The sequence below is a fragment of the Roseiterribacter gracilis genome (assembly GCA_018332375.1).
GTDB classification, from domain to species: domain Bacteria; phylum Pseudomonadota; class Alphaproteobacteria; order BOG-932; family Roseiterribacteraceae; genus Roseiterribacter; species Roseiterribacter gracilis.
The window spans coordinates 3,325,704-3,351,260 of sequence record BOPV01000001.1 but is presented as its reverse complement, the minus strand read 5'-3'; the positions used below and the strand labels follow the sequence as shown (position 1 = coordinate 3,351,260).

At 63.6% G+C, this 25,557-nt stretch carries 32 protein-coding genes and 1 riboswitch; of the genes, 7 read left to right on the top strand and 25 right to left on the bottom strand.

All coding sequences use genetic code 11. The features are described 5' to 3' along the window. The 8 genes from TMPK1_RS16735 to gcvT all read right to left on the bottom strand — a co-directional run bounded on the left by TMPK1_RS16735 (position 1) and on the right by gcvT (position 8,164). Positions 1-849: a hypothetical protein gene (locus TMPK1_RS16735; RefSeq protein ID WP_420244420.1), complete on the bottom strand. Its 849-nt coding sequence runs from the start codon at positions 847-849 to the stop codon at positions 1-3. After that, complete coding sequence (locus TMPK1_RS16730; protein WP_420244418.1) at positions 846-1,814, bottom strand: retroviral-like aspartic protease family protein; 969 nt, start codon at positions 1,812-1,814, stop codon at positions 846-848. The genes TMPK1_RS16735 and TMPK1_RS16730 overlap by 4 nt, the downstream gene beginning before the upstream one ends. Then, positions 1,811-2,749 carry a retroviral-like aspartic protease family protein gene (locus TMPK1_RS16725; protein WP_420244417.1) on the bottom strand — a complete coding sequence of 313 codons (939 nt, stop codon included), beginning with the start codon at positions 2,747-2,749 and terminating at the stop codon, positions 1,811-1,813. Before TMPK1_RS16725 ends, TMPK1_RS16730 begins: the two co-directional genes overlap by 4 nt. Before the next feature lie 11 nt (positions 2,750-2,760). Then, a complete protein-coding gene (locus TMPK1_RS16720) occupies positions 2,761-3,699 on the bottom strand; it encodes a retroviral-like aspartic protease family protein (RefSeq protein WP_420244416.1) in 939 nt (312 codons plus the stop codon). 111 nt (positions 3,700-3,810) lie between these two features. Continuing rightward, on the bottom strand, positions 3,811-5,307 hold the full coding sequence (gene gcvPB / locus TMPK1_RS16715) for an aminomethyl-transferring glycine dehydrogenase subunit GcvPB (RefSeq protein WP_420244414.1): 1,497 nt from the start codon (positions 5,305-5,307) through the stop codon (positions 3,811-3,813). Next, positions 5,307-6,650, bottom strand: a complete 1,344-nt coding sequence (gcvPA, locus tag TMPK1_RS16710) for an aminomethyl-transferring glycine dehydrogenase subunit GcvPA (RefSeq protein WP_420244413.1) — start codon at positions 6,648-6,650, stop codon at positions 5,307-5,309. The genes gcvPB and gcvPA overlap by 1 nt, the downstream gene beginning before the upstream one ends. Then, positions 6,650-7,027 (bottom strand): glycine cleavage system protein GcvH, encoded by a 378-nt coding sequence (gcvH, locus tag TMPK1_RS16705; protein ID WP_420244412.1) that lies wholly within the window; start codon positions 7,025-7,027, stop codon positions 6,650-6,652. The genes gcvPA and gcvH overlap by 1 nt, the downstream gene beginning before the upstream one ends. An 18-nt stretch (positions 7,028-7,045) precedes the next feature. Further along, on the bottom strand, positions 7,046-8,164 hold the full coding sequence (gcvT, locus tag TMPK1_RS16700; protein WP_420244411.1) for a glycine cleavage system aminomethyltransferase GcvT: 1,119 nt from the start codon (positions 8,162-8,164) through the stop codon (positions 7,046-7,048). Between the two features lie 151 nt (positions 8,165-8,315). Beyond that, positions 8,316-8,409: riboswitch (glycine riboswitch) on the bottom strand. Positions 8,410-8,544: 135 nt separating this feature from the next. Between gcvT and ispH the strand changes: the two genes are divergently transcribed. From ispH to TMPK1_RS16670, 6 genes are all read left to right on the top strand, one after another. After that, positions 8,545-9,486 carry a 4-hydroxy-3-methylbut-2-enyl diphosphate reductase gene (gene ispH, locus TMPK1_RS16695; protein ID WP_420244410.1) on the top strand — a complete coding sequence of 314 codons (942 nt, stop codon included), beginning with the start codon at positions 8,545-8,547 and terminating at the stop codon, positions 9,484-9,486. Between the two features lie 25 nt (positions 9,487-9,511). Beyond that, positions 9,512-9,979 carry a tellurite resistance TerB family protein gene (locus TMPK1_RS16690; protein WP_420244409.1) on the top strand — a complete coding sequence of 156 codons (468 nt, stop codon included), beginning with the start codon at positions 9,512-9,514 and terminating at the stop codon, positions 9,977-9,979. Positions 9,980-9,990: 11 nt separating this feature from the next. Then, on the top strand, positions 9,991-10,953 hold the full coding sequence (locus tag TMPK1_RS16685; RefSeq protein WP_420244407.1) for a homoserine kinase: 963 nt from the start codon (positions 9,991-9,993) through the stop codon (positions 10,951-10,953). A 1-nt stretch (position 10,954) separates the two neighbouring features. After that, complete coding sequence (locus tag TMPK1_RS16680) at positions 10,955-11,332, top strand: SET domain-containing protein (protein ID WP_420244406.1); 378 nt, start codon at positions 10,955-10,957, stop codon at positions 11,330-11,332. A 12-nt stretch (positions 11,333-11,344) separates the two neighbouring features. Beyond that, positions 11,345-11,773, top strand: coding sequence for a ribonuclease HI (gene rnhA, locus TMPK1_RS16675; protein ID WP_420244404.1), 429 nt, complete (start codon positions 11,345-11,347; stop codon positions 11,771-11,773). A 68-nt stretch (positions 11,774-11,841) separates the two neighbouring features. Further along, positions 11,842-12,288 carry a PA2169 family four-helix-bundle protein gene (locus TMPK1_RS16670; RefSeq protein WP_420244402.1) on the top strand — a complete coding sequence of 149 codons (447 nt, stop codon included), beginning with the start codon at positions 11,842-11,844 and terminating at the stop codon, positions 12,286-12,288. A gap of 98 nt (positions 12,289-12,386) precedes the next feature. Here TMPK1_RS16670 and TMPK1_RS16665 read toward each other — a convergent pair whose 3' ends face one another. Beyond that, a complete protein-coding gene (locus tag TMPK1_RS16665; protein ID WP_420244401.1) occupies positions 12,387-12,908 on the bottom strand; it encodes a hypothetical protein in 522 nt (173 codons plus the stop codon). A 5-nt stretch (positions 12,909-12,913) separates the two neighbouring features. Further along, on the bottom strand, positions 12,914-13,399 hold the full coding sequence (locus TMPK1_RS16660; RefSeq protein WP_420244399.1) for a peroxiredoxin: 486 nt from the start codon (positions 13,397-13,399) through the stop codon (positions 12,914-12,916). 78 nt (positions 13,400-13,477) lie between these two features. On the opposite strand from TMPK1_RS16660, the gene TMPK1_RS16655 reads away from it, so the two are divergent. Then, a complete protein-coding gene (locus TMPK1_RS16655) occupies positions 13,478-14,080 on the top strand; it encodes a YqgE/AlgH family protein (protein WP_420244397.1) in 603 nt (200 codons plus the stop codon). A gap of 1 nt (position 14,081) precedes the next feature. Here TMPK1_RS16655 and TMPK1_RS16650 read toward each other — a convergent pair whose 3' ends face one another. From TMPK1_RS16650 to ctaD, 15 genes are all read right to left on the bottom strand, one after another. Further along, positions 14,082-14,354, bottom strand: coding sequence for a DUF5985 family protein (locus TMPK1_RS16650; protein ID WP_420244395.1), 273 nt, complete (start codon positions 14,352-14,354; stop codon positions 14,082-14,084). Further along, a complete protein-coding gene (locus TMPK1_RS16645; RefSeq protein ID WP_420244394.1) occupies positions 14,354-14,623 on the bottom strand; it encodes a DUF5985 family protein in 270 nt (89 codons plus the stop codon). The genes TMPK1_RS16650 and TMPK1_RS16645 overlap by 1 nt, the downstream gene beginning before the upstream one ends. Positions 14,624-14,627: 4 nt before the next feature. Beyond that, positions 14,628-14,993, bottom strand: a complete 366-nt coding sequence (locus TMPK1_RS16640) for a hypothetical protein (RefSeq protein ID WP_420244393.1) — start codon at positions 14,991-14,993, stop codon at positions 14,628-14,630. 11 nt (positions 14,994-15,004) lie between these two features. After that, positions 15,005-15,589: a D-sedoheptulose 7-phosphate isomerase gene (locus tag TMPK1_RS16635; protein ID WP_420244392.1), complete on the bottom strand. Its 585-nt coding sequence runs from the start codon at positions 15,587-15,589 to the stop codon at positions 15,005-15,007. Next, entirely contained in the window at positions 15,586-16,179 is a 594-nt protein-coding gene (locus tag TMPK1_RS16630) for a GNAT family N-acetyltransferase (RefSeq protein WP_420244390.1), read from the bottom strand. Before TMPK1_RS16630 ends, TMPK1_RS16635 begins: the two co-directional genes overlap by 4 nt. A 19-nt stretch (positions 16,180-16,198) precedes the next feature. Beyond that, positions 16,199-17,455 carry a M16 family metallopeptidase gene (locus TMPK1_RS16625; protein WP_420244389.1) on the bottom strand — a complete coding sequence of 419 codons (1,257 nt, stop codon included), beginning with the start codon at positions 17,453-17,455 and terminating at the stop codon, positions 16,199-16,201. Next, on the bottom strand, positions 17,452-18,846 hold the full coding sequence (thrC, locus tag TMPK1_RS16620; RefSeq protein ID WP_420244388.1) for a threonine synthase: 1,395 nt from the start codon (positions 18,844-18,846) through the stop codon (positions 17,452-17,454). The genes TMPK1_RS16625 and thrC overlap by 4 nt, the downstream gene beginning before the upstream one ends. 30 nt (positions 18,847-18,876) lie before the next feature. After that, the gene (locus TMPK1_RS16615) at positions 18,877-20,370 is read right to left on the bottom strand and encodes a carboxypeptidase M32 (protein WP_420244386.1); all 1,494 of its coding nucleotides are present in this window, start codon (positions 20,368-20,370) and stop codon (positions 18,877-18,879) included. Between the two features lies 1 nt (position 20,371). Next, positions 20,372-21,034 carry an SURF1 family protein gene (locus TMPK1_RS16610; protein WP_420244384.1) on the bottom strand — a complete coding sequence of 221 codons (663 nt, stop codon included), beginning with the start codon at positions 21,032-21,034 and terminating at the stop codon, positions 20,372-20,374. Beyond that, a complete protein-coding gene (locus tag TMPK1_RS16605; RefSeq protein WP_420244382.1) occupies positions 21,031-21,291 on the bottom strand; it encodes a DUF983 domain-containing protein in 261 nt (86 codons plus the stop codon). The genes TMPK1_RS16610 and TMPK1_RS16605 overlap by 4 nt, the downstream gene beginning before the upstream one ends. 76 nt (positions 21,292-21,367) lie before the next feature. Further along, a complete protein-coding gene (locus tag TMPK1_RS16600; RefSeq protein ID WP_420244380.1) occupies positions 21,368-22,213 on the bottom strand; it encodes a cytochrome c oxidase subunit 3 in 846 nt (281 codons plus the stop codon). Positions 22,214-22,231: 18 nt separating this feature from the next. Beyond that, on the bottom strand, positions 22,232-22,846 hold the full coding sequence (locus TMPK1_RS16595) for a cytochrome c oxidase assembly protein (RefSeq protein WP_420244378.1): 615 nt from the start codon (positions 22,844-22,846) through the stop codon (positions 22,232-22,234). Continuing rightward, on the bottom strand, positions 22,843-22,974 hold the full coding sequence (locus TMPK1_RS16590; RefSeq protein ID WP_420244376.1) for a hypothetical protein: 132 nt from the start codon (positions 22,972-22,974) through the stop codon (positions 22,843-22,845). Before TMPK1_RS16590 ends, TMPK1_RS16595 begins: the two co-directional genes overlap by 4 nt. Further along, positions 22,961-23,848: a heme o synthase gene (cyoE, locus tag TMPK1_RS16585; RefSeq protein ID WP_420244375.1), complete on the bottom strand. Its 888-nt coding sequence runs from the start codon at positions 23,846-23,848 to the stop codon at positions 22,961-22,963. Before cyoE ends, TMPK1_RS16590 begins: the two co-directional genes overlap by 14 nt. A 59-nt stretch (positions 23,849-23,907) precedes the next feature. Then, positions 23,908-25,551, bottom strand: a complete 1,644-nt coding sequence (gene ctaD / locus TMPK1_RS16580) for a cytochrome c oxidase subunit I (protein WP_420244373.1) — start codon at positions 25,549-25,551, stop codon at positions 23,908-23,910. Between the last annotated feature and the right edge of the window lie 6 nt (positions 25,552-25,557).

Below are 25,557 nucleotides of genomic sequence, written 5' to 3'. Positions count from 1 at the left end.
TCAACGCATCTCGCGCGCAGGCGGCGCGGCCGTGACGGCGCCGACTGTGTAGCAGCCGTCGAACGCCGCTTCCGGTTCAAAGCCAAGCTCAATCGGCTCGGCTTTGCGCCCCGGCGGGTCGCAACGCCATGTAGGCTGCGGACGCGGACCGGAGGTCGAGGTCAGCAGCCACGCCGCGCCGGCGTCCCATGCCATGCGAAGCGACACCGGCTCGAACCGCAGCAGATAAGTCAGCATCGGCGGCTGGGCGCCGTCGCGCAGCGGGATACGCCGCGCATGCGCGCCGCCGACCATCAGCACGGTCGTTGCGCCTGGATTTGCCGCGATCGCGTTTTCGACATTCTCTGCCATGCGTCGCTCGTGGGCCGTCGCCTGCTCGAGCCGCGTGCTGCCTTCGAGGTCGTGACTGTTGTTGAAAGCGAAGATCTCAATCGGTGCGCCCGCTTCGCGCAACCGGCGTACGGACTCGACGAGGTCAAAGACACCGATGCTGGCGTTGCCGTCGTGCACCGCGGCTTCGCGCGACCAGGACGGCGTCGCGAACAGCGCAGCCCGATCCTGCTTCGTGCCCTTCGAGCGAATGTACGTCTTAAGCGGCGCGTCTTCCGACCCGGCCCATTGTTCCAGCCCCAACTGCAACCGTTCGCCACGCTGCGCGAGGCTGCACAGAACACGAGCGACGAAGGCCGGCCCCTCAATCGTGCCGTGGAGCTCACCAAACACGATCAGCTTCTTCCCCGCGATCGGGCGAAGATCGACACCGCCGTCGCACGGCAGGTCGCGCGCTTGCGCCGTGCTCCAGAAAGATGCCGCAAGGAACATCGACAAGAAGCAGGCGGCGTGTCTCATTTCTCGAAGATCGGGCCGCTGAGATAGGTGAAGTGCATCTCGTCGGTGGCACGTCCGATATAGACGCGGTGCGCGCGCAACCAGTCGGCGCCGAGATACAGGTCGGGCGGCTCTTCCGACCGGGCTTTCACCTGCCCGCCCTGATAGGTCTGCGGATAAAGCTTCGTCAGCACATCGCGGATGAAAAGCCGCGGATAGCGCACGGTTTCACTTTCAAGCTCGAAGCTCTGAAAACGATACGCGTACGATTCTTGCGGCTGCCCGTCTGCGTCGGCGCGTCCGCTCGCACGCTCAATGCCGGGCGAGTCGCGGGTAATACCGAGTTTGCGCGCGCCGACCGAGGTCAGAAAGCTTCTGTTTGCTCCGCTGTCGAGTTCAGCGTTCAGCGTACGACCGTCAATCTTGACGCTGAACTGCACGCGTCCAGAAAGAAGCGGAAGAAGTTGCACCGTGATGAAATCCGCAGGCCAGGGCGGCGCGTGCGCGCAACGCGTCTTTTCGTGCAGCACGAACCGTCCGCCTTGCACATCGAACTCCAGATCGAATGCACCCAAGAGATCCGTGCCGATCGCGCCGACAGACGAGCCTGCGGCGCCGCTATCCCGGCCCTCGATAACCATGGCACGCAGTTCTGGAAATCGCCCGTTTCCGATTACAAAGTCGGGCACTGTGACGTTATAGGCTTCGAGTTCGCCATGCGTGCCGTGCAGCGAATATCGTGTTTCACGACTGAGCTCGAGGCCGAACTTCTGCGCCGTCGTTTTGCTGATCGACGTAACCGCAGAACTGGTGTGAACGACCATTGGAACCGACTCGCCGCGAATTGACGCCTGCACGTAGATCGAACCCTTGTGCTCAATCTTCGCTTCGGCAACCAACGGGATCTTGCACGGCTCAGCCGCGCGCGTCGGCGACGCGCTTAGCAAGACCAGGGCGGCGACAAGCGTACCGGCGCGGGCTGTCATTTCTCGAATACCGGGCCGCCGACATACGCGAAGTGCATCTCGTGCGTACCGCGTGCGATATAGACGTGATGCGCGCGCAGCCAGTCGGCACCGACATAGACCTCGATGTCGCCATCGAAGGCGATTGAGCCCGGGTATTTCAGAAACTCGATGATCGGCAGGCGCGGATTGCGGATCTCTTCGCCTTCGATTGCGAAACTCTCGAACTGATGCAGCTTCGTCGCGCGAATCTTGCCATCGACGCCGAGCAAATCGGGACCGGGCGGCATACCGTCGGCCGAAAGACCGAGGCGCCGAGCGCCGCGCAACGTCATCATCGTACGCGGGGCGCCGCTGTCGAGTTCGGCGCGCATCTTGCGACCGTTGACGGTGACGTCGAACAACACGCGTTGCCCTTTGCGTGTGTGATTCAACGGGACTGTTTCCACGTCGCCCGACCACGGCGCCGTATGGGCGCACGGGACTGACTCGTAGAGATTCAAGCGGCCGCCTTTGACGTCGAACTCAATGTCGTAATCGTAGAGAATGTTGAGCCCGAGCCGCCCGGTCGTCGGCATTGCACCGTCGGACGTACCTTCCTGCACGAACACTTCGGGCGATCCGAGACGGTGTTGCCCGAGCGTGAAGTCGGGAAGCGTCACCTGCAGAAAGCGGACGTCGCCGTTGCTGGGTCCGCGCGTGCGATAGCGGCTGTCGTAGTGCGTTTCCAGCTTGAGCCGATCGACGGTCGCGCGCCCCAATGTCGTCATCGGCGAGCTGGTGCTGACGATCAGTGGAATCGGCTGGCCGCCAACTTTGGCATCAACCAGCAACGCACCGGCCTGCGCGTTGTAGCGGAGCGGGATGTCGGCGTTCAGCCGGAAGTTACAGCTCTGCGCGGATGCAGCGGGCGCGATGGCCAGTAGAAAACAGGTCGCTGCAATGATCGTGCGCATATTTGTTCCCATCATTTTTCGAAGACCGGTCCGCCGTTATACGTGAAGTGCACTTGCTTGGCGCCGCGCCCGACATAGACGTGATGCGCGCGCAGCCAGTCGGCGCCGAGATACATATCGGGCTGGGAATCCATCTCGATTCGACGCGCCGTTCCGCCGTTCGCCGACCAGGTTTCGACCACGCGAACGACGCCGAAGCGCGGGTTGCGGATCTCTTCGTCACCGATCGCAAAACTCTGATAGCGACGCAGCTTCTCGCCGTCTGGCGTCGTTTCGACGTCGCCATCCGGCGACAGTCCCAGCCGCCGCATGCCGCTCCACGTCAGCGCCGAGCGCCGCAGGCTGGAATCAAACTCGGCGCGCAACGTCTTTCCGTCGACCTTCACGTCGACGCGCATGTGATGGCTGTTGGCAGTCTCGACCAACGGAACCGTGTCCGCATCCGACGCCCAAGGTGCGCTGGTCGCGCAGGGCGCAGGGGTGAAAGCCTTGACCTTGCCCGCGGCGACGTCGAACTCGAAATCAGCATTGTTCATGCTGTTCAGCGAGAAGCTGCCGACATTCCTTTTCTGCGCGTCGGTGCGCGCCACTTCGGTGATCAGCATGCGGTACTGCGTGTAGCGGATCGTCCCGACATGCATCTCGGGGATCAGCACTTCGAACACGCGTTGGCTTTCGCCCGATCGACTTTGGCCCTTCAAATTTCTGACCGGGCGCATGTCGAGCTTGAGCCGCTCGGCCGTCGCACTATCGATCATCGTCGACTGGGCCGCAGTCGCGAGAACCATCGGAATCGGCTGATCTTGGATTTTGGCAGAGACGAAAATCAGGCCGGCCTGCGGCATATACTGCACCGGCAGTTCCGCCACGCGCTGCAAATTGCAGGTCTCTGCCGACGCGCACGACGCAGCCGCAAGCGCCCACAAAGAAAGTGCGATCGTTCTGCGCATCCCTGATCCCGTACCGTTCTGGTCCGCAGCGATAGTTTTACGATTCAGGGCAACGCGTCAAACCGTACTTATCAAGAAAAAGGCCGGCACCCGAAGATGCCGGCCTTTAGCTCATTCCGCCGCCTGATCCAGCGCCGGCGGGCGCCAGCGCAGGACCGGTTTGCGGGCGGCTGCGGTTTCGTCCAGACGGCGACGCGGCGTCAGGCGGGGTGCTGCGTGGAATTCCTCTTCCGCACCCGGCAGTTTGGCGCGACGCACCAGGTCGCGCATCGTGCCGATGAATTTGTCGAGCGAGTCTTTCGATTCCGACTCGGTCGGCTCGATCAGCATCGCGCCGTGCACCACCAGCGGGAAATACATCGTCATCGGATGATAGCCCTCGTCCAACATCGCCTTGGCGATGTCGAGCGTGGTGACGCCGGTGCCTTTGAGCGAGCTGTCGTCGAACAGCGCCTCGTGCATGCACGGGCCCGGAAAGGCCGGGTGCAGCACGTCGCTGAGCGACGCCAGAATATAATTCGCACCCAGCACCGCATCGCTCGAGGCCTGGCGCAGACCGTCATTGCCGTGGCTCAGCATGTAGGTCAGCGCGCGCACGAACATGCCCATCTGGCCGTGGAAGGCCTTCAAGCGGCCGACTGCATCGCCGCTTGCATGTTCGACCAGATCGAAACCGTTCTTGCCGTGCACGACCCACGACACCGGCACGTACGGCGCCAGCTTGTCGGAGAAGACGACCGGGCCTGCGCCCGGACCACCGCCGCCATGCGGCGTCGAGAAAGTCTTGTGCAGATTGATGTGCATCGCATCGACGCCGAGATCGGCCGGTCGCACGCGGCCGACGATCGCGTTGAAGTTGGCGCCGTCGCAATAGAAGAAACCGCCGACTTCATGCACCGCGTCGGCGATCGTTTTGATGTCGCGTTCGAACAGGCCGCACGTGTTGGGGTTGGTCAGCATGATGCCCGCAACGTCGGGACCAAGCTTGGCCTTCAACGCGGCGAGATCGACGTGACCGTCTTCGGTCGCGGGAATCGATTCGACTTCGAAGCCCAGCGCGGCAGCCGTCGCCGGATTGGTGCCGTGCGCCGATTCCGGAACCAGCACTTTGCGACGCTTGTCGCCGCGCGCTTCGAGCGCGGCGCGGATCGCGATCATGCCGCAATATTCGCCGTGCGCGCCGGCGGCCGGCGACAAGGCCACGGCGGGCATGCCGGTCAACGTCTTCAGCCAATGCGCCAACTGGTCGATCAATTGCAGCGCGCCTTGCACGGTCGCAATCGGCTGCAACGGATGCAGATCGGCGAAGCCCGGCATGCGCACGGCTTTTTCGTTCAAGCGCGGATTGTGCTTCATCGTGCACGAGCCGAGCGGATAGAGACCCGCATCGATCGCGTAGTTCTTTTGGCTGAGGCGCGTGTAGTGGCGCACGATCTGCGGCTCGCTCAAGCCCGGCAGGCCGATCTTGGTGCGCTTCTTCACGGTGCCGAGACGCGTTTTCGTGTGCGGAAGTGCTGGCAGATCGACGCCGCTGTGGCCGGGCGAATCCTGTTCGAAGATCAGCGCTTCTTCCTGCGCCAGACCGCGATTGCCGGTGAAGGTCGTCATCACAGAACCTCTTTCAGGCCGGCGATCAGCGCGTCCATGTCGATGTCGGTGGTGGTTTCGGTGCAGGCGACGAGCAGCAGGTCGTCGACATTCTCATGCGGCCACAGGCGCGATGCGGGCACGCCGGCGAGAATGTTCTTGGCTGCAAGCGCATCGACGACCGCAGCGGCCGGCTTTTTCAAACGCACCGCGAATTCGTTGAAGAAAGCGTCGGTGACGACTTCGACGCCGGGCACCGACGAGAGCCGTTCGGCCAAGGTCACCGCCTTGGCGTGATTGAGCGCCGCAAGCTGCGTCAGACCCGCTTCGCCCAGCAGCGACAGATGGATCGTGAAAGCGAGCGCGCACAGACCCGAATTGGTGCAGATGTTCGAGGTCGCTTTTTCGCGGCGGATATGTTGTTCGCGCGTCGACAGAGTCAGCACGAAGCCGCGCTTGCCGTCGGCATCGACCGTCTCGCCGCACAAGCGGCCCGGCATCTGGCGCAGGAATTTTTCGCGCACCGCGAACAGGCCGACATAGGGGCCGCCAAAGCCGAGCGGATTTCCCAGCGACTGGCCTTCGGCGACGACGATGTCCGCACCCTGCTCGCCCGGCGGCGGCAACAGGCCGAACGAGATTGCTTCGGTGACGACGACGATCAGCAACGCGCCTTTGGCATGCACCGCTTCGGCGAGTTTGGTCAGGTCGCGCACATGGCCGAACGCGCCCGGATTCTGCACCACGACGCAGGACGTGTTGTCGTCGAGCAGTTTGGTCAGGTCTTCGCTGCCGGTCGGGTCGGCCGGTGCAGCAACCACGTCGAACCCGTTCCAGCGGCCGGCGGTGCGCGTGACGTCGCGATATTGTGCGTGCAGACCGCCCGACAGAACGGCGCGCGTGCGACGCGTGACGCGGTTCGCCATCGCAACCGCTTCGGCGCAACCGGTCGAGCCGTCATACATCGACGCGTTCGCTACATCCATGCCGGTCAGCAGCGCGACCTGGGTCTGGAATTCGAACAGAACCTGCAGCGTGCCCTGGGACACTTCGGGCTGGTACGGCGTGTAGCTGGTGAGGAATTCACCGCGCTGGATCAGGTGATCGACCGTCGCAGGCACGTGATGACGATAGGCGCCGGCGCCGCAGAAGAACGGCACGCTGCCCGCGGGCACGTTCTTCGCCGCGAGCGCTGCCAGATGCCGCTCGACTTCGAGTTCGCCTTGATGTGCCGGCAGGCCGGCAATCGGTTCGCGCAATTGCGCCGCTTCGGGAACGTCGCGGAACAACGCATCGACGGAAGGCGCACCGATCGTCGCCAACATGGCGCGACGATCCGCATCGGTGAGCGGCAGATAACGCATCAGGCCAAACCTTTCACGTAGGCGTCGTAGGCGGCTTGATCGAGCAGACCGTCGAGCTGCGCCTTGTTGGCGACTTTCATTTTGAAGAACCAGGCAGCGCCCATCGGATCGGCATTGACGAGCGCCGGATCGCCGGTCAGCGCGTCGTTCACTTCGGTGACTTCGCCATCGAGCGGGGCATAGACCTCGCTTGCGGCCTTCACCGATTCGACCACGGCTGCGTCTTTGCCCTGTTCGACTTTTTTGCCGACTGCGGGCAATTCGACGAACACGACGTCACCAAGCTGGTCCTGCGCAAACGCAGTGATACCGACCGTGGCGACATCGCCTTCGAGACGCACCCATTCATGATCTTTGGTGAAGCGAAGATCAGCCATCGTGAAGACCCCTGTTCTTTAGGCTTTGAAATAGCGGTGTGGAGCGAACGGCATCGCGGTGACGGTCGCGGGCAGCGTATTGCCGCGCACGACCAATCCAACCCGCGTACCGATTTTGGCGAATGCGGTTGCGACATAGCCCATCGCAACCGGTCCTTCGACGCTGGGACCGAAACCACCCGAGGTGATGGTGCCGATCTTGGCGCCGTGTTCGTCGACCACGTCGGCGCCTTCGCGCGCCGGCGCACGACCGTCCGGTTTGATGCCGACGCGTTTGCGCGCGGGGCCGTCGGCGAGCTGCGTCTGCACGATCGCAGCGCCCGGGAACCCGCCTTCGGCGCGACGGCGCTTGGAAATCGTCCAAGCCAACGTCGCTTCAATTGGCGTCGTCGTGGTGTCGATGTCGTGGCCGTAGAGGCAAAGCCCGGCTTCGAGCCGCAGCGAATCACGCGCGCCCAGACCGATTGGCAGCACATCGGGTTGTGACAACAGACGGCGCGCAACCTGCACCGCTGATTCGTTCGGCACCGAAATCTCGTAGCCGTCTTCGCCGGTATAGCCCGAGCGCGTGATGATCGCGTCGACGCCGTCAAACGTCGTTTCGAGCGCGGTCATGAAATTCATCTGCGCCACCGCCGGCACGATGCGCGCCAACACCGTTGCCGCCGCCGGCCCCTGCAACGCCAGCAGCGAACGATCTTCGCGCCGCGTCAGCTTTGCACGGCCACCGATCTTCTTCTGGATGTGCGCGTAGTCGTCTTCTTTGCAGCCCGCATTGACGACCAGAAACAGACGGTCCGCCGACATGCGCGTCACCATCAGATCGTCGAGGATGCAGCCTTTGTCGTCGGTCAGCATCGTGTAGCGCATCTGCCCGTCGGCCAGCGCAGCGACGTCGCCGGGGATCAGCGTTTCCAGCGCGGCGATCGCATCCGGACCTTCGAAAAACGCCTGGCCCATATGGCTGACGTCGAACAGGCCGGCTTTGTCGCGTGTGTGCAGATGTTCGCGCAGCACGCCGGTCGGATATTGCACCGGCATGTCATAGCCCGCGAACGGCACCATTTTGGCGCCCAGCTCGACATGCAGCGCATGGAGCGGTGTGCGGAGAAGCGGTCCAGAAGATTGTTCGCTCAAAGCAGCCTCAACAGAGTCTCGGTTCGCTGCACAGCCGGTGCAGCGTTCGAGCCCCCTCTGTCGAAGACCTGAGAGATTCCCTTGGGCGCCATGATGCGCGACGCCAAGGTTACTCCGTCGGTGCGGCGTGTCCGCCGGCTTTCCAGAGCGTCGACCCGCGCGCGGTCCTTTGTGCCTGAGAGTTTCCGGGGCGGTTGCTCCTTCGGCGCCGTCCATTTCGGGACGGTCTCTCCCGCGGCGGGGCTGTCGACGTGGGGCGAACCTGAAGGGGCGCCGTGCCTGCGTCAACTGCGGCAATCAGGTCGGAACTTGTGCTGGAATGATGCCGGCCCCACGTGCGTTCAGGGTCGCGCTCCAGAACCAGGTTTCGTGGAACAGCTATGAAACGCCCGCTCACCATTCTTCTCGCCGGGCCGCGCGGTTTTTGCGCCGGCGTCGACCGTGCCGTGCAGATCGTCGAGCAGGCGCTGGAACGCCATGGCGCCCCGGTCTTTGTCCGCCACGAAATCGTCCACAATCGCTACGTGGTCGAGCAGCTGAAACAAAAAGGCGCGATTTTCGTGGACGATCTGGCCGAGGTGCCCGACCACGGCCACGTCGTCTTTTCCGCGCATGGCGTGCCGAAATCGGTGCCAGCCGAAGCAGCGCGCCGCGGTCTCGCCTATTTCGATGCCACCTGCCCGTTGGTGTCGAAAGTACATCGCGAAGCCGAGCGGCATTACGCCGACGGCCGCACCGTCGTGCTGATCGGCCACGAAGGCCATCCCGAAGTCGAAGGCACGATCGGCCAATTGCCGCCGGGCGCGGTGGTCTTGGTCGAAACCGAAGACGACGTCGCCGAACTTTCTGTCGAGCCCGGCACACGGCTCGCCTACTGCACCCAGACGACGCTTTCGATCGACGATGCCGCGTCGCTGGTTGCGGCGCTCAAGGCGCGCTTTCCGCTGATCGCCGGGCCCCGCACCGAGGATATTTGCTACGCCACGACCAACCGCCAGAACGCAGTCAAGGCGATCGCGAATCGGGTTGATGCGATGCTGGTGGTGGGTTCGCCCAGCTCGTCCAATTCGAATCGCCTGGTCGAAATGGCGCTGAGCCAGGGCTGTCCCAAAGCGATGCTGGTCGAAGATGAAGCCGCCATCGACTGGCGCTGGCTGGACGGGGTGCGCCGGCTGGGCGTGACCGCAGGCGCCTCGGCGCCCGAAGCGCTGGTCCAGGCGCTGGTCGACGCAGCCCGGCGCGTCTTTGACGTGACGGTCGAGGAAACCCGGATCGTCGACGAAAACGTCGTCTTCAAACTGCCGCGAGCGCTGGTCGCCTGACGCAAACTTGCTACCCTGCGCCGCAATGGCGCTTCTCGACATTCTCCGCCGCTGGTTTGGATCGCCCGACCAGCACGAACGACCCAAGATCGAAGCCTCGCCGGTGCATCGCGCCGCGGCTGTGCTGTTGGCGCATATGGCGCTCGAAGACGGCGCGCTCGACCCGCGCGAAATCGATCGCATGTGCCGCATCGCCTACCGCGCGTTCCATCTCGATCCTGCAGCCGCACGCAGCTTGATCGACGCGTCGCTGCAACAAGCCAAGCAGGACGTCGATCTGTTTCGCGCCATCCAGCCGCTGGTCGCCGAAGTAGCACCACGCGACCGCGTCAAGCTGATCGAGATGTTGTGGGAGGTCGTTTATGCCGACGGCGTCGTCCACGATCGCGAAGTCGCTTTGATGCGCAAGGTTGCGGGCCTGCTCTACGTCACCGACGCAGACAGTGGTGCTGCGCGTAAACGCGTATTGGCGCGCGGTGCTGGGCTGAACTAAGAACGCCCGGCATGGCCGTTTACACCGAACCGTCCGACGACGAGTTGCGCGACTTCCTCGCCGAGTACGCGATCGGCGATGCGCTGTCTTGCAAAGGCATCGCCGAGGGCGTCGAGAATTCGAACTTCCTGCTGGTGACGACGCAGGGGCCGTTCATTCTCACGCTGTACGAAAAGCGCGTCGATCCGGCCGACCTGCCGTTCTTTCTCGATCTGATGCAGCACCTCGCCGGCAAAGGCGTCGGTTGTCCGCTGCCGGTGAACGGCAAAGATGGGCGCGCGCTGCGCACCTTGGCCGGGCGTCCAGCTGCGATCATTACGTTTCTCACCGGCATGTGGCCGCGCAAAATCACGGTCGAACATTGCCGCGCGCTCGGCACGGCGTTGGCCGCGCTGCATGTCGCGGGCGCCGACTTTCCGCATGTCCGGCGCAATTCCCTCTCGCTCGACGGATGGCGCAGCCTGGCTGCGTCCTGCGTCGCGCGCGCCGATGCATGCGAAGCGGGTCTTGCGGCTGCGATCACGACCGAACTGGCGGAGCTGGAACAAGCCTGGCCGAGCGAGCTGCCGGTTGGCGTCATCCATGCCGATCTGTTTCCCGACAACGTGTTCTTTCAGGACGCGAAGCTGACCGGGCTGATCGATTTCTATTTCGCCTGCACCGACGCGCTCGCCTACGACCTGGTGATCTGTCTCAACGCCTGGTGTTTCGAACCGGACGGCGCCTTCAACGCGACCAAGGCGCGTGCGTTGATGCGCGCCTACGTCGCCGTGCGACCGCTCAACCAGGCCGAGCTTGCAGCGCTGCCGGTGCTGGCGCGCGGTGCTTCGCTGCGGTTTTTGCTGACGCGTCTTTATGACTGGCTGAACCGCGTCGACGGTGCGCTGGTGCGCGTCAAAGACCCGCTCGAATATGCGCGCAAGCTGCGCTTTCACCGGCAGGTGCGCGACGCCGGCGAATACGGGCTCGACTAGCATGATGCTGGTGCCGACCTATGTTGCGGCCAGCGCGATCCATGGGCTGGGACTGTTCGCAGCAGAACCGATCGCAGCCGGCACGATCGTGTGGCGGTTCGCGCCGGGCCTCGATCAGGTGATCCCGCCGGAACGCGTCAACGACCTGCCCGCACATGCGCGCGCATTTCTCGATCGCTATGCGTTCGAAAGCGCGTTCTTTCCGAACGGGCTGCTGTTGTCGTTCGACGACACGCGCTTCATCAACCATGCCGACGATCCCAATATCGACAATACGGGCATCGACTCGATTGCACGGCGCGACATTGCGGCGAACGAAGAATTGACCTGCGACTATCGCGAACTGGATGGCGACGTGGCTTTTGTCGGCGGCGCGTAAACCGAGATCTACATGCAAGAAGTTGAAATCTGGACCGACGGCGCATGCAGCGGCAATCCCGGCCCTGGTGGTTGGGGGGCGGTGCTGCGCTATGGCGAGCATGAGAAGGAATTGTCGGGCGGCGAGAATCCGACGACCAACAACCGCATGGAAATGATGGGCGCGATTTCGGCGCTGGAAGCGCTGACGCGGCCGGCGCGCGTCGTGTTGCATACCGACAGCGTGTACTTGCGCGACGGCATCACTAAGTGGGTGCACAACTGGAAAAAGAACGGCTGGAAAACCGCCGATAAAAAACCGGTCAAAAATGTAGATCTGTGGCAGCGACTGGAAACGGCGCTGGAACGCCACGACGTGGAATTCCGCTGGGTCAAAGGCCATGCCGGCCATCCGGAAAACGAACGCGCCGACAAGTTAGCGACCGGCGCGATCAAGCGCTGATCAGGAACTCCTGCGCCGGCACCGGGTTCATCATGGGCTTCCCCACCATGAATTCCCGGAGACAAACGATGGCCGATCGCGAACACGATATCAGCACGCTGAATTCTTTGATCGCGACGACGCTCGACAGCGCCGACGGATATGAGCGCGCAGCCGAAGACGCCACCGATGCAGGTTTGAAGCAGCTTTTCACCACGCGCGGTCGCGAACGTCGCGGCACCGTCGCGTCATTGCAAAGCCAGGTGCGCGCGCTGGGCGGCACGCCGGAAGATGAAGGCACCACCTTGGCGGCAATGCACCGCGTCTTTCTCGACCTGAAGAAAGTCGTCGGTAATGACAACAAGCGCGTGATCGAAGAAGTCGAACGCGGCGAAGACCATATCAAAGCCAAGTTCGAAAGCGCGTTGAAGGACACCGACATCACGACGGAAACCCGCGCCGTGATCCAGACCGCCTTCACCAGCGTGAAGAGCGGCCACGATCAGATGTCGGCGATGAAACGCGCTGCTGAGTAATTTGTCCCCTGCGAAAGCAGGGGCCCATCGTGCAACCGCCGCGCTGTCAGCGATGACAGCGCGGCGGCTTCGTGATGGATCCCTGCTTTCGCAGGGACTTATTTCATCAGATCGACGCCGGCGTCTTTGCCGGCTGATTTCAGCAACTCGGCGCCTTCGGCGACTTGCGCCTGCGCCGCTTCCAGCCGTTTCAAATAGAGCTGGCCAGTCGCCTTGTCGGATTTCTGCAGATAGTCGCGTGCGACCGAAACCGCACGGCGGCGCGCCGACATTGCAGTCACCCATTTCTGCCCTGCGGTGCGGATTTTCGCCTGCACCGCAGCGTCGACCGACGTCGGAATGCGCATCGTCGAAAAGGCGCTGCCCGACAGGCCGCAGACACGGTCGGCTTCGTCCGCCACACCGCGCGCCAAGGTCGCCGTCGTACCGGCTTTGCCGACGCGCAGATTTTCCAGGCTTTCCGTCAGATCGCCGATCTTTTGGTCGCACGGCTGAATCGCCGCCACCATCTGATCGCGCACCGCAATGAGATCGGCGCGTTGCTCGGCGGTTGCGGTTGCGGCGAGGCTGGGCCCCGCCGCAAACAACAATCCGGCCGTCACGGCAAAACGAATGCGCATGCGGATCAGGCGCCGACTTTGGCCAGCATCGATTCCGCGCTCGAGACCTCGAACGCGCCCGGCGCTTCGATCTGCAGGTCTTTCACCACGCCGTCCTGCACGATCATCGCGAAACGCTGGCCGCGAATGCCGAGACCGTTCTTGGTGCCGTCCAGCACCAGACCCAGCGCCTTGGTGAAGTCGCCATTGCCGTCCGGCAACATTTCGACCTTGTCGCCGACATTCTGCGACTCGCCCCAGGCCTTCATCACGAACGGGTCGTTGACCGACAGGCACAGAATACGGTCGACGCCTTTGGCCTTCAGCGCGCCGGCTTGATTTACGAAACCGGGCAGGTGTTTGGCCGAGCAGGTCGGGGTGAATGCACCCGGCACCGAAAACAGAACGACGCGGCCTTTAAACAGGTCGTCGGTGTTGACCTCTTCCATGCCGTCGGCCCCCAGCCGTTTCAGCGTCATCGAGGGAACGCGGTCGCCTACTTTGATCGTCATCACGTGGCTCCTGGAGCGAAAAAATGTGCCCGTTCCGGTAGCAGCGCCGGTTGGTCGCGTCGAGGCCCCTTGGCAGCGATGCCCGCGAAATACACCTTAGTGCTGATGCCCAAGCTGACGTCCGATCCCACCTATCTCGGTGGACAGATGCTGATCGCGATGCCGGGGATGCCCGATCCCCGCTTCGAGAAGTCGGTCCTATATCTGTGTGCACATTCCGCCTCGGGCGCGATGGGCATCATCGTCAACCGCGCCTTCGAGGCGGTTACGTTCGACGAGCTGATGGGCCAGCTCGGCATCGAACCGACCATCCATCTGGGTGAGCAGCACGTCCATTTCGGCGGACCGGTCGAAATGGCGCGCGGTTTCGTGCTGCACACGACCGATGTGATCGGTGACGATTCGATCGTCGTCGACGAACGGATCGCGCTGACCGCGACCTTGGACATTCTGCGCGCGATCGCCGACGGGCATGGGCCACAGCGCAGCCTGTTCGCGCTTGGCTATGCCGGTTGGGATGCGGGTCAGCTCGACGCCGAGATTCAGCAGAATGGCTGGCTGACTGCGCCGGCCGATCCCGATCTGTTGTTCGACGGTCTGTTGGAAAACAAATGGGAGCGCGCGCTGCGCAAGCTGGGAATCGATCCGGCCCTGCTCGTCAGCGACGCCGGCCACGCCTGATCTATCGTAGGTTCTTGCGTATCAGCGCGAGAATGATCAGCACGAACGCGGCCAGCCGCAGCAGATAAATCCAGGCCTGCTGTTCTTCGGGCAGATCGAGCAGCACGCTCATTGCAGGCACCAGCGCCAGCAACAGGAACGCGGCGGCGAAACTGGCGAACAAAGGATCGCCGGTGCGACGCCAGAATCGCAGGAAGAACAACGCAGCGATCGCGTAGCCCGCTGCTGCGACGCCCGACCAGAAGGCCAGGCCGATCGACATCGGCAACACCATCAGTCGGTCTCCATGATGAAGCCATAGAGAAGCACGCCGATTGCGGCCACCGCCGTGAGCAAGCGCAGCGGACGCAGATCGATCTCAACCGGAAACACGGACAGATCGACAAACAGCAGTAGGTTGTTCAGCGCGAGGAAGACGAAACAAAGCGCACTCCACAACAGCAGCCGGTTGCGGCTGCTGCGCCAGGCGCGCGCGAGCAGGATCATGCATAGCGATGACGCTGCGAAACACAGCAGATAGACGCCGGATTTCAGAACCTCCATTGCGTCAGTCCTTCTTCAGCCGGAATGCGTCGGCAAAGCCCTGCAGACGATCGCTGGGCGCAGCCATGATTTCGCGAATGAGTGCCGTCGGACGCTCGGCATATAAGCGCGCTAGTGTGTCGACCGCTTTATCGTCCGCAGAATCGGCAGGTGCATAGCGCGACCCGTCGGATGTTTCTTCGACCAGCCGCGCCGTGCGGAACGCGGCCAGGATCTCCGTCACCATGGGCCGCGCCGCACGCAGCTCGGCGGTCAGCGTCTCCGCTGTCCAGCTGCGCGCAGAATCGCGCTTCAACGTAAGCAGCGCATCCAGCGTCCAGACCGATCGAATATGCCGGCGCAGAAAGCGACGCGTCGCTTCGTCCAGCATCAGGCTTCCACTCAGGAAAGCCCGAGGCGCTTCTCAAGCGCGCCGCAGAGCGCCTGGCCGATCAAAATATGCATCTCTTGAATCCGCGCCGTGGTGTTCGAAGGAACCACAAGGACAACGTCCGCGTGGTTTGCAAGTTCACCGCCATCTTTACCGCCGAACGCAACCGTCGCGAGTCCCAATGCCCGTGCGGTGGCGAGGCCAGCTAGCACATTCGGGCTTTTCCCCGACGTCGAAATACCGATCGCAAGATCGCCAGCGCGTCCCAAGGCTGCGATCTGGCGTGCGAACAATTGTTCGAATCCGAGATCGTTGCCGATCGCGGTCAATGCCGACGTGTCGGTCGTGAGTGCGATCGCGGCGATCGGCGCGCGGTCGGTGACGTAGCGCACGGTGAGTTCGGTCGCGATGTGCTGCGCGTCGCCGGCCGAACCGCCATTGCCGAAGAACAGCAACTTGCCGCCGCCGCGCACGCACGCCTCGGCCATGTCCACGAGCTTTGCGAATGGCGCGCCCATCATCGCGCGCGTCTTGCGCGCGACGTCGTCATGTTCGGCGAATTCGCCGTCGAGATAGGCAGCGGCGTCGAAGGTCATAGGTCGGGCAACGGATCCGTATCGAGAATGGCGAAGGTGAAGTGATCGCGCCACGTCCCGGCGATCTTCAGGTAAGCGCGCGCATAGCCTTCGCGCACGAAGCCGACTTTTTCGAGCAGCGCGCGGCTGGGATCGTTCTCCGGCACGCAGGCAGCTTCGACTCTGTGCAGGCCCAACGTAGCGAAGGCGAAACGAACCACCAACTTCACCGCCTCGCTCGTATAGCCCTGGCGCGCGAATGGATGGCCGACCCAATAGCCAAGCGATCCCGTCTGCGCGACGCCGCGATGCACGTTGCTGAGACCGATGCCGCCGACCAGCTGGCCGGTCTTGCGATCGAAGACGTGAAAATTATAGGCCTCGTCGGCACGCCATTCGGCACCCTGCCGTCGCAGGCGACGCTGATAGGTCTGTTCGCTGAGCGCGTCGGGCGCCCACAGCGGCTCCCACGGTCCCAGAAAAGCGCGGCTGCGTTCGCGCACGTCGGCCCAGGCGCGAAAATCTGCCGGCGCCGGCGGACGCACGAACGCGCGCGGTCCGTCGAGACGGATGGAAGGCGGTGGTAACTCGGTCCGCGGCAGCCGGATCATGTGTGACGCAGAGGGTGACTCAGCCGAGCCGCGCCGTGAAGCGGTCGTACGATTCGAGACGGCCGAGCGGACCCAGCGCCGCCATGGTCGGACGCTGCGTGAAGGTGAAGTCGGCGGCGGCTTCGACGGCTTTGGCGTCGACCGCGTCGATCTTGGCCAGGATCTCGCCAGTCGGAACCGGCCGGCCGAAGATCAGCATGTGCTGCCCCAACTGTTCGGCGCGCGCCATCGTGCTTTCCTGACTCATCAGCAGGCTGGCTTTCATCTGCGCGCGCGAACGCTGCACTTCGTCTTCGGTGATGCCTTTGCGCACGCCGTTGAGCTGGTCGGCAACCACCGGAATCAATTCTTCGACCCGGTCCGCGCCGGTGCCGGCATAAATGCCGAACAGGCCGGTCTCTTCATACGCAGCGGTGAAGCTGTAGACCGAATAGACCAAGCCGCGCTTCTCGCGCACTTCCTGGAACAGGCGCGAAGACATACCGCCGCCGAGCAAGGTCGACAGAACCGAGTGCGCGTAATAGTCGGGCGCGTGATAGCCGACCGACGGAAATCCCAGCACCAGGTGCAACTGTTCGAGATCCTGCGCGTCGCGGAAATTGCCGCCGGCATAGCGCGCGTGAATCGGATCGGGACCGGCCTTGGTCGGCAGGTTGGAGAAGGCACGCTCGGCCAGTTCGACCATCTTGTCGTGATCGATCGCGCCGGCCGCAGCCAGCACCAGACGCGACGGCGCGTAATGACCGGTGAGGTAATCGACCAGCGCCTGGCGCGGCATCGAACCGACCGTGTCGGCGGTGCCCAGCACCGGACGGCCAAGCGGCTGATCGGGAAACGCGGTCGACTGGAAGAAGTCGAAGATAATGTCGTCGGGCGTGTCGTGCGCCTGTCCGATTTCCTGCAGCACGACCGAACGTTCGCGGCCGAGCTCTTCAGCGTCGAACACCGAATGCTGCAAAATGTCGGCGAGAATATCGAGCGCCAGCGCAACGTCCGATTTCAGCACGCGCACGTAATAGGCGGTGTTCTCGCGCGCCGTGTAAGCGTTGATCTGGCCGCCGACCGCTTCGATCTCTTCGGCGATCGCCTGGGCCGAACGGCGCTTGGTGCCCTTGAACAACATATGCTCAAGCAGATGCGCGACGCCGTTGACTGCAGCGCTTTCGTGGCGCGTACCGCACGCGGTCCACACGCCCAGCGACACGGTTTCGACCGACGGCATCGTATCGGTCGCGACGCGCAGGCCGTTTGAAAGGGTCGTAATTTTGACGGTCATGCGGCGCTGCTTTTGGTGAGCGCGACACGATCGACAAACGAGCGCACTTGGTTGAGGTCGTTGGGAAGGATCGTGATCCGTTCGGGCCGGTCAAACAGATCGGCGAGATGCGCGGGCAGTTTCGGACGTTCGCCCGTCGCACGCTCGACCGCGTCGGGGAATTTCGCGGGATGGGCGCATGCCAGCGAGACCAGCGGCAGATCGGGATCGAGCTGCACGCGGCGCGACGCCGCCAGCCCGATCGCGCTGTGCGGATCGATCGTGATGCCGGTCGCTGCGCGGGTGCGGCGGATTTCCGCAATCGTCGCTTCGTCGTCGATCGCAGCGGCCGCGAACAAATCGGTCGCCTGCTTCAATTCAGCCGGCGACACGTCGAACGAACCGCTGCTGCGAAAGCCCGCCATCGTGTCGCGCACGCGCGTCGCGTCGCGGCCCGCCAGTTCGAACAACAGGCGCTCGAAATTCGACGAGACCTGAATGTCCATCGACGGGCTCAAGGTCGGGACGACGCCGCTCGATTGCATACGCCCCGAATGGAAGAAGCGGGTCAGAATGTCGTTGCTGTTGGTGCCGACCACCAGCTTCGCGACCGGCGCGCCCATCGCGCGTGCCACGTAGGCGGCGTAGACATTGCCGAAATTTCCGGTGGGCACCGAAAACGCGGTCGGCTTCCAACCGAGACGCGCGCATGCAGCAACATAGTAGGCAGACTGCGCAGCAATCCGCGCCCAGTTGATCGAGTTGACCGCCGACAGGCCGTGCCGGTCGCGGAACGCAGTGTCGGCGAACAGCGCCTTCACCATGTCCTGGCAATCGTCGAACGTTCCTTCGACCGCAACTGCATGCACGTTGGCCGACGGGATCGTCGTCATCTGCCGGCGCTGCACCTCGCTGGTGCGGCCGTGCGGATACAGGACCACCACGTCGACATTGGCGCGGTCGCGCAGCGCTTCCATCGCAGCCGAGCCGGTGTCGCCCGACGTCGCACCGACGACGGTCATGCGCCGCTGGCGTTTGGCCAGCGCACGATCGAACAACAGACCCAGCAGCTGCAACGCCACGTCTTTGAAGGCGAGCGTCGGACCATGAAACAGTTCGAGCAGCCAGGTGCGATGATCGAGCTGCAGCAACGGCAACACCGCTGCATGATCGAAACGCGCATAGGCCTGTTTGGTGAGCTCCGGCAGCTCAGCCGCGAGCGCGCTGTCGCCGAAGAACGGTTTCAGCGTCGCGGTCGCGAAATCCTGATACGGCGCGGTCGAAGCCGGCACCGTATCGAGACGCGGAAAGGTCTTCGGAACGTACAGCCCGCCATCGGCCGCGAGGCCGGCAAGTAGAACGTCGTCGAATTCGAGGTCGGGGGCCTGGCCCCTGGTGCTGGCGTACCGCATGGCTGAATGGGCCGGACCCTATCGGGGGTGTCAGGCTTCGTCGAGATAGCGACGTTGCAGATGTGCCTGGAAGATTGTGGGATCCAGCGCCCGTCCCGTGGCGCGCGTCACCAGCTCTTCGGTCGAATAGCGGCGGCCCTGCGCATGAACGTTGCGGCCCAGCCATCCCATCAGGCGGCGAAAGTCCCCGCGTGCGAGGTCGGCGCGCAAGTTCGGTTCGGCCGCCTCGGCCGCCGCAAACAGCTGCGCGGCCGTCATCGCGCCCAGCGAATAGGTCGCGAAATAGCCGAAGGTCGCGGCGTACCAGTGAATATCCTGCAAGCAGCCCCGACGATCGTCGGGCGGACGCACGCCCAGCAATGCGTCGAGACCGTGATTCCAGGCCTCGGGCAGATCGGCGACCGGCAGGTCGCCCGACAACAAACCGCGTTCGAGCCGGTAGCGCAGGATCACATGCGCCGGATACGTCACCTCGTCCGCATCGACGCGGATCAGGCTACGGCGCACGCGCGTCAAATGCCGGCGCAAATTGGTTTCGCTCCAGGCCGGCCCCTCGCCGCCGAATGCGTCGCGCAGTTGCGGCGTCAGCCAGCTTAGAAATTCGGCGCCGCGGCAGGCCTGCATTTCGACCAGCAGCGACTGGCTTTCATGCACGGTCATGCCGCGCGCTTCGCCGACCGGCTGGCGCCGCCACGATTCCGGCAGGCCCAGCTCGTACATTGCGTGGCCGGTCTCGTGCAGCACGCCCATCAACGACCGCGCGAAGTCGTGCTCGTCGTAGCGCGTGGTGATGCGCACGTCACCCGGCGCGCCGCCGCAAAACGGATGCAGCGATTCATCGAGACGACCGCGATTGAAATCGAACCCGACCGCGCGCATCGCCTCAAGCGCGAGCGCACGTTGCTTGTCGAGCGCGAACGGACCTTCGATCGGCAACAGCTCTTCGCTCGCCTGTTTCGCCAGCACGCGTTCGAGAAACGCCGGCAGGAACGCGGCATAGGCGTCGAAGATCGGATCGACGAACGCGGTGCGCAGACCGGGATCGTACTGATCCATCAGCGCGTCGTAGGGCGACAGGCCCAGCAACTCGGCTTTGGCGACCGCGGATTCGCGCACCAGCTTGATGGTTTCTTCAAGCAGCGGACGAACGGCGGGGAAATCGCTGTTCGGCTTGGCTGCGCGCCACGCCATTTCGGTTTTGGATTCGATCAGCGCCAGCGCGTGCACGAGATCGGCCGGCACCGCAGTCGCGTGCAGACGCTGCCAGCGCATCTCGTGCAGATTGGCGCGCTGCCAATCGTCGAGCTGGTTGTGTTCCGCGTCGGCTGCGTCGAGCAGATCGCCGAGCTCGTTGCCGGTCAGCAGCTCGTGACTGAGCACGCGCAAACCTGCCGTCGTCTCGGCACGTGCCGGGCTGGCACCGGCGGGCATCATGGTGCGCTCGTCCCACCCCAGCACCGCCAACGCGGCGCTGAGATCGGCAAGACGGGCAAAGCGGAGTTCGAGTTCGCGGTAGGTTTTCATCTCAGGACCGCACGATGTCGCGCACGGCGATGCCCAGCAAGATCGCCGACAAGCTGAACCAGGTCAGCAGATATTGCAGGTGGTTGTTGGTGATGTCGGCGGCGCGCGGCCCGCCACTGGCAATCGGCCCTTGTTCCTGCGCCGGGTCCAGCGCGATCCAGATCGGCGGCGTCGGACCGCCGACGACAGCGGGTGGATCGACCCAGAAGAAACGGTGCGCGCCAGGCTCGTTCGGCGGCACGAAGAAATTCGGTTGCGTCGCGACGCGCACCACGCCGACGCGTTCGATCTCGCCCGTCACTGGAAACGCGTCATGCGCGGTGCCCAACTTCACCCAGCCGCGATCGATCACCAGCTTCGATCCGTCTTCTCGCACCAACACCGCCAGCAGATCGCTGCCGGGTTCTTTCGCTTCGTTGGGCGACGGACGGTTCAGCCACAATGTCTGGCTCTCGTAATGCCCGCGCACGCGCACGCGGCGGAATTCCCAGGACACGGGATCGTCGAGCGTGGCCGGCAGATCGACCGGCGCGGTCATGGCACGCGCCGCAATGTCGGCGATCAGCCCCTGCTTCCAATGCAGCCGCTGGAATTGCCACACGCCCAACGCACCGGTGATTGCAGCCAGCAACAGCGCCAACAAACCAATCTTGCGAAGTCTCATTGGTTACGATGCCGGAAATGCAGCGCGATGAACGCGGCCTTGGCGACGCGCAGGCCGAACACGGCGCACGCGATCAACAACAGCGCGAAGACCGACGCGGTCAGCCACAAAGGCGGCGCGAAGACGCGGTCGAACAGAATCGACAGTGGCACCAGCGCGAACCCAAGCACGAAGATGCCCAGCACCGCCGGCCCGTCGCCGGGATCTTGTGCAGCGAGATCGAGACCGCACGCCTCGCAGATCGGACGCAACGTCAATGCGCCCTCGTACAAACGACCGCGCCCGCAGCGGGGGCAGCGGGCGCGGAGGACTGTCTCAACCAGGGACGGTGTGTCAGCCAACGGGTGCGTGTTCGATCACCAACAGGCCGGCGCCACCGAGGACGTAGACCATCAGGAACAGGAACAGCCACACCACGTCGACGAAGTGCCAGTACCAGGCGGCAGCTTCGAAACCGAAATGCTCTTTCGGCGTGAACTGGCCCTTTTCCAGACGCCACCAGCAGACGGCGAGGAAGATCGTACCGACCAGAACGTGGAAGCCGTGGAAGCCCGTCGCCATGAAGAAGGTCGACGAGAACACGTTCACGCGGAAGCCGAACGGCGCGTGGATATATTCGTAGGCCTGGATGAAGGTGAACACGACGCCGAGCAGCACCGTGAGACCGAGCGCCTGGCTCGCTTCTTTCTTGTGGCCTTCGACGATCGCGTGGTGCGCCCACGTCACCGTGCAGCCCGAGAGCAGCAGGATCATCGTCATCAGCAGCGGGAAGTGCCACGGATCGATCGGCTGAATGTTCTTCGGCGGCCAGGTGTGTTCAATGCCGGCGCCGGGGAACATCGCCGAGGCGAAGAAGGCCCAGAAGAACGCGGCGAAGAACATCACTTCCGACGCGATGAACAGGCACATGCCGTAGCGCAGGCCGACTTTCACGACCGGCGTGTGTGCGCGCTCGACGACGGCTTCTTTGATGACGTCGCGCCACCAACCGAACATCACCCCCAGCACGGCGGCGAGGCCGAGCCACAGGAAGAGATAGTCGTTGCCGTGCATGACGCGCAGCGCGCCAAACGCCAGCAATCCGCCGGCCAGCGCGCCGAGCAACGGCCACGGGCTGGGATTGACCAGGTGATAGGGCTGTTTCGGGCCCTGCTCGACGATCATCTGCGTCTCGGCCATGTCGCTTTTCCTTGGGACTTAACGGCTTGCGGACGATGCCACGGGCGCAGCAGGGGCGGCAATCTGGGCCGTCTGCGGCGCGCGGGCGCGAAAACCATCGGACGCCGCTTGCGACGTCCGGGCTCTAAAGAACGTATAGGACAACGTGATCACGTTGACGTCCGCCATGTCGGGGTCGGACGCGAAGTCGGGATCGACGAAGAAATAGACCGGCATATCCACGCGCTGGCGTGCTTCGAGCCGCTGGTCGTCGAAGCAGAAGCACTGCGTCTTCACGAAGTACTTGCCGACTTTTTCCGGCGTGACGTTGTAGCGGGCGACACCGGTGATGTCCTCGCCGCTGAGATTCTGCGCGAAGAACGACGTCAGGCGCGTCTCGCCCAACTTGACCTTCACCGAGCGTTCTTCCGGTCCGAACTTCCACGGCAGTTCGGGCGACACGTTGCTGTTGAAGCGGACTTCGACAATGCGGTTCACGGTGTGCGTGGCACCCGCATCGGCGCGCTGCGTCGTGCCGTTGAACCCGGTCGCTTCGCAGAACATGCGATAGAGCGGCACCGCGGCGAACGACAGGCCGACCATCGCCACGACGACGACGCTCAACAGGCCGATGGTCTTGCCGTTCTTGTTCATCCGCCACCGCCCATCTTCACGATGGCGACTGCGAAAATGATCACGCACCACGCCAGCAGCGCGGCCAGCACAGCGTAGTTGCGCTGGCGCAGCTTGCGGTCCAGGGCCGGCTTCTCAGCGCGCGGCATCGAACATCAACAGCGCGAACAGCGCCGACAGATAGAATATCGAAAAGGCGAACATGCGCGCCGCCGGCTTGGGCGCGTCGCTGCGCAGCACCAGCACCGCGTGCACGACAAAGGCGACGCCCAGCAGCGCAGCACCGATCGCGTAGATCTTGCCGGCGGCGCCGAGGAACCACGGCGCCAAGGCCAGCGGCAACAGCAGCAGCGTGTAGACCAGCATCTGCTTCTTGGTCGATGCAGCGCCCGCAACCACCGGCATCATCGGAATGCCGGCGCGGCGATAATCTTCGTTCTTGAGCAGCGCCAGCGCCCAGAAATGCGGCGGCGTCCAAAAGAAGATGATCAGGAACAGCGACAGCGACGCGAGTGACACGTCGCCGGTTGCAGCCGCCCAACCGATCATCGGCGGGAACGCACCGGCGGCGCCACCGATCACGATGTTCTGCGGCGTGCGGCGCTTGAGCCAGACCGTGTAGATGATGACGTAGGTGAAGGTGGTCAGCGCCAGCAACGCGGCGGCGACCCAGTTCAACGCCAGCCCCATCGTGCAGACCGCAAAACCGGTCAGCGCAACGCCCAGCGCCAATGCTTCTTGCGGCTCGACTTTGCCCATCGGCAACGGACGTGCGCGCGTGCGGTTCATCAACGCGTCGACGTCGCGCTCGTACCACATGTTGATGGCACCGGCGCCGCCGGCGGCGACGGCAATGCACAGCACTGCGACGAAGCCCAGCACCGGATGGATGTGCGCCGGCGCTGCAACCAGCCCGGCCAGACCGGTGAACACGACCAGCGACATCACACGCGGCTTCAACAGCTGCACGTAGTCGCGCAGCTCGCCGTTGGTGGGAAGGTTGGTCGCCGTAACGTCGGTCATCGGTTTCATCGAATTGGAAACGGCGACCGGGTGGGTCGCCGTTCCATGTTCAGCCTGCCTCAGCGGATGCGCGGCAGCGTTTCAAACTGGTGGAACGGCGGCGGCGAGGACAGCGTCCATTCCAGCGTCGTTGCACCCTCACCCCAGTAATTCGCGCTGACTTTGCGGCCGGCGAAGATCGTGTAGGCGAAGGTGACGATGAAGAAGACGGTTGCACCGCCGGCGATGAAGGCGCCGATCGACGACACGTGATTCCAGCCCGCGAACGCTTCCGGATAATCGGGGTAGCGGCGCGGCATGCCGGCCAGACCCAGGAAGTGCTGCGGGAAGAAGGTCAGGTTGACGCCGATGAAGGTCAGCCAGAAATGCACCTGGCCGGCCCATTCCGGGTACTGACGGCCGCTCATCTTGCCGATCCAGTAGTAGATGCCGGCGAAGATCGAGAACACCGCACCCAGCGACAGCACGTAATGGAAGTGCGCCACCACGTAATAGGTGTTGTGCAGCACCGTATCGACCGAAGCGTTCGACAGAACGACGCCGGTGACGCCGCCGACCGTGAACAGGAAGATGAAGCCGACAGCCCACAGCATCGGCGTTTTGAACTCGATCGAACCGCCCCACATCGTGGCGATCCACGAGAAGATTTTGATGCCGGTCGGCACCGCGATGATCATCGTGGCGGCGGTGAAGTAAGCGCGCGTGTCGACGCCGATACCGGCAACGAACATGTGATGCGCCCACACGATGAAGCCGACCGCGCCGATCGCGACCATGGCGTAGGCCATGCCGAGATAGCCGAACACCGGCTTGCGCGAGAAGGTCGAGATCACCTGGCTGATGATGCCGAAGCCCGGCAAAATCATGATGTACACTTCGGGGTGACCGAAGAACCAGAACAGGTGCTGGAACAGCAGCGGATCGCCGCCGCCTTCCGGATTGAAGAACGACGTACCGAAGTTGCGGTCGGTCAGCAGCATGGTGATGGCGCCGCCCAGAACCGGCAGCGACAGCAGCAGCAGGAACGCAGTCACCAGCACCGACCACACGAACAGCGGCATCTTGTGCAGGGTCATGCCCGGCGCGCGCATGTTGAAGATCGTGGTGATGAAGTTCAGCGCGCCCAGGATCGACGACGCACCGGCCAGATGGAGCGAGAAGATCGCCATATCCATTGCGGGCCCGGTACTGCCTGGCACGCTCGATAGCGGCGGATAAATCGTCCAGCCGGTGCCGACACCGTCACCGACAAAGGCGGATCCGACCAGCAGCGCGAACGAAGGAATCAGCAGCCAGAACGAGATGTTGTTCAGGCGCGGGAACGCCATGTCAGGCGCGCCGATCATGATCGGCACGAACCAGTTGCCGAAGCCACCGATCATCGCCGGCATAACGACGAAGAACACCATGATTAGGCCGTGCGCCGTGACGATGACGTTCCAGTGCTGGCCGTCTTTGAAATACTGCAGCCCCGGCTCCATCAGCTCGAGGCGCATCAACATCGAGAAGCCGCCGCCGAACAGCGACGCGACCACCGCGAAGATCAGGTACAGCGTACCGATGTCTTTGTGGTTGGTCGAAAACAGCCAGCGCTTGAAGAAACCCGGCGTGTGATCGTGATGGTCGTCGTGACCGTGGGCATCATGCGCATGGTCACGCGCGTGATCGTGGCCGTGCGCGTGCGTATCGGTGTGAGTCGCCATGGCTGT

Coding starts and splice junctions, on each gene's coding strand:
- TMPK1_RS16635 (WP_420244392.1), bottom strand. CDS start 15,589: ATGACCTTCGACGCCGCTGCCTATCTCGACGGCGAATTCGCCGAACAT.
- TMPK1_RS16650 (WP_420244395.1), bottom strand. CDS start 14,354: ATGGTGTTGCCGATGTCGATCGGCCTGGCCTTCTGGTCGGGCGTCGCA.
- TMPK1_RS16730 (WP_420244418.1), bottom strand. CDS start 1,814: ATGACAGCCCGCGCCGGTACGCTTGTCGCCGCCCTGGTCTTGCTAAGC.
- TMPK1_RS16610 (WP_420244384.1), bottom strand. CDS start 21,034: ATGAGACTTCGCAAGATTGGTTTGTTGGCGCTGTTGCTGGCTGCAATC.
- TMPK1_RS16685 (WP_420244407.1), top strand. CDS start 9,991: ATGGCCGTTTACACCGAACCGTCCGACGACGAGTTGCGCGACTTCCTC.
- thrC (WP_420244388.1), bottom strand. CDS start 18,846: ATGCGGTACGCCAGCACCAGGGGCCAGGCCCCCGACCTCGAATTCGAC.
- TMPK1_RS16640 (WP_420244393.1), bottom strand. CDS start 14,993: ATGCTGGACGAAGCGACGCGTCGCTTTCTGCGCCGGCATATTCGATCG.
- TMPK1_RS16725 (WP_420244417.1), bottom strand. CDS start 2,749: ATGCGCACGATCATTGCAGCGACCTGTTTTCTACTGGCCATCGCGCCC.
- gcvPB (WP_420244414.1), bottom strand. CDS start 5,307: ATGACGACCTTCACCGGCAATCGCGGTCTGGCGCAGGAAGAAGCGCTG.
- TMPK1_RS16735 (WP_420244420.1), bottom strand. CDS start 849: ATGAGACACGCCGCCTGCTTCTTGTCGATGTTCCTTGCGGCATCTTTC.
- TMPK1_RS16615 (WP_420244386.1), bottom strand. CDS start 20,370: ATGAAAACCTACCGCGAACTCGAACTCCGCTTTGCCCGTCTTGCCGAT.
- TMPK1_RS16590 (WP_420244376.1), bottom strand. CDS start 22,974: ATGCCGCGCGCTGAGAAGCCGGCCCTGGACCGCAAGCTGCGCCAGCGC.
- TMPK1_RS16680 (WP_420244406.1), top strand. CDS start 10,955: ATGATGCTGGTGCCGACCTATGTTGCGGCCAGCGCGATCCATGGGCTG.
- TMPK1_RS16690 (WP_420244409.1), top strand. CDS start 9,512: ATGGCGCTTCTCGACATTCTCCGCCGCTGGTTTGGATCGCCCGACCAG.
- TMPK1_RS16665 (WP_420244401.1), bottom strand. CDS start 12,908: ATGCGCATTCGTTTTGCCGTGACGGCCGGATTGTTGTTTGCGGCGGGG.
- TMPK1_RS16600 (WP_420244380.1), bottom strand. CDS start 22,213: ATGGCCGAGACGCAGATGATCGTCGAGCAGGGCCCGAAACAGCCCTAT.
- TMPK1_RS16670 (WP_420244402.1), top strand. CDS start 11,842: ATGGCCGATCGCGAACACGATATCAGCACGCTGAATTCTTTGATCGCG.
- ctaD (WP_420244373.1), bottom strand. CDS start 25,551: ATGGCGACTCACACCGATACGCACGCGCACGGCCACGATCACGCGCGT.
- gcvPA (WP_420244413.1), bottom strand. CDS start 6,650: ATGCGTTATCTGCCGCTCACCGATGCGGATCGTCGCGCCATGTTGGCG.
- TMPK1_RS16645 (WP_420244394.1), bottom strand. CDS start 14,623: ATGGAGGTTCTGAAATCCGGCGTCTATCTGCTGTGTTTCGCAGCGTCA.
- cyoE (WP_420244375.1), bottom strand. CDS start 23,848: ATGACCGACGTTACGGCGACCAACCTTCCCACCAACGGCGAGCTGCGC.
- ispH (WP_420244410.1), top strand. CDS start 8,545: ATGAAACGCCCGCTCACCATTCTTCTCGCCGGGCCGCGCGGTTTTTGC.
- TMPK1_RS16655 (WP_420244397.1), top strand. CDS start 13,478: ATGCCCGCGAAATACACCTTAGTGCTGATGCCCAAGCTGACGTCCGAT.
- TMPK1_RS16595 (WP_420244378.1), bottom strand. CDS start 22,846: ATGAACAAGAACGGCAAGACCATCGGCCTGTTGAGCGTCGTCGTCGTG.
- gcvH (WP_420244412.1), bottom strand. CDS start 7,027: ATGGCTGATCTTCGCTTCACCAAAGATCATGAATGGGTGCGTCTCGAA.
- rnhA (WP_420244404.1), top strand. CDS start 11,345: ATGCAAGAAGTTGAAATCTGGACCGACGGCGCATGCAGCGGCAATCCC.
- TMPK1_RS16625 (WP_420244389.1), bottom strand. CDS start 17,455: ATGACCGTCAAAATTACGACCCTTTCAAACGGCCTGCGCGTCGCGACC.
- TMPK1_RS16720 (WP_420244416.1), bottom strand. CDS start 3,699: ATGCGCAGAACGATCGCACTTTCTTTGTGGGCGCTTGCGGCTGCGTCG.
- TMPK1_RS16660 (WP_420244399.1), bottom strand. CDS start 13,399: ATGACGATCAAAGTAGGCGACCGCGTTCCCTCGATGACGCTGAAACGG.
- TMPK1_RS16630 (WP_420244390.1), bottom strand. CDS start 16,179: ATGATCCGGCTGCCGCGGACCGAGTTACCACCGCCTTCCATCCGTCTC.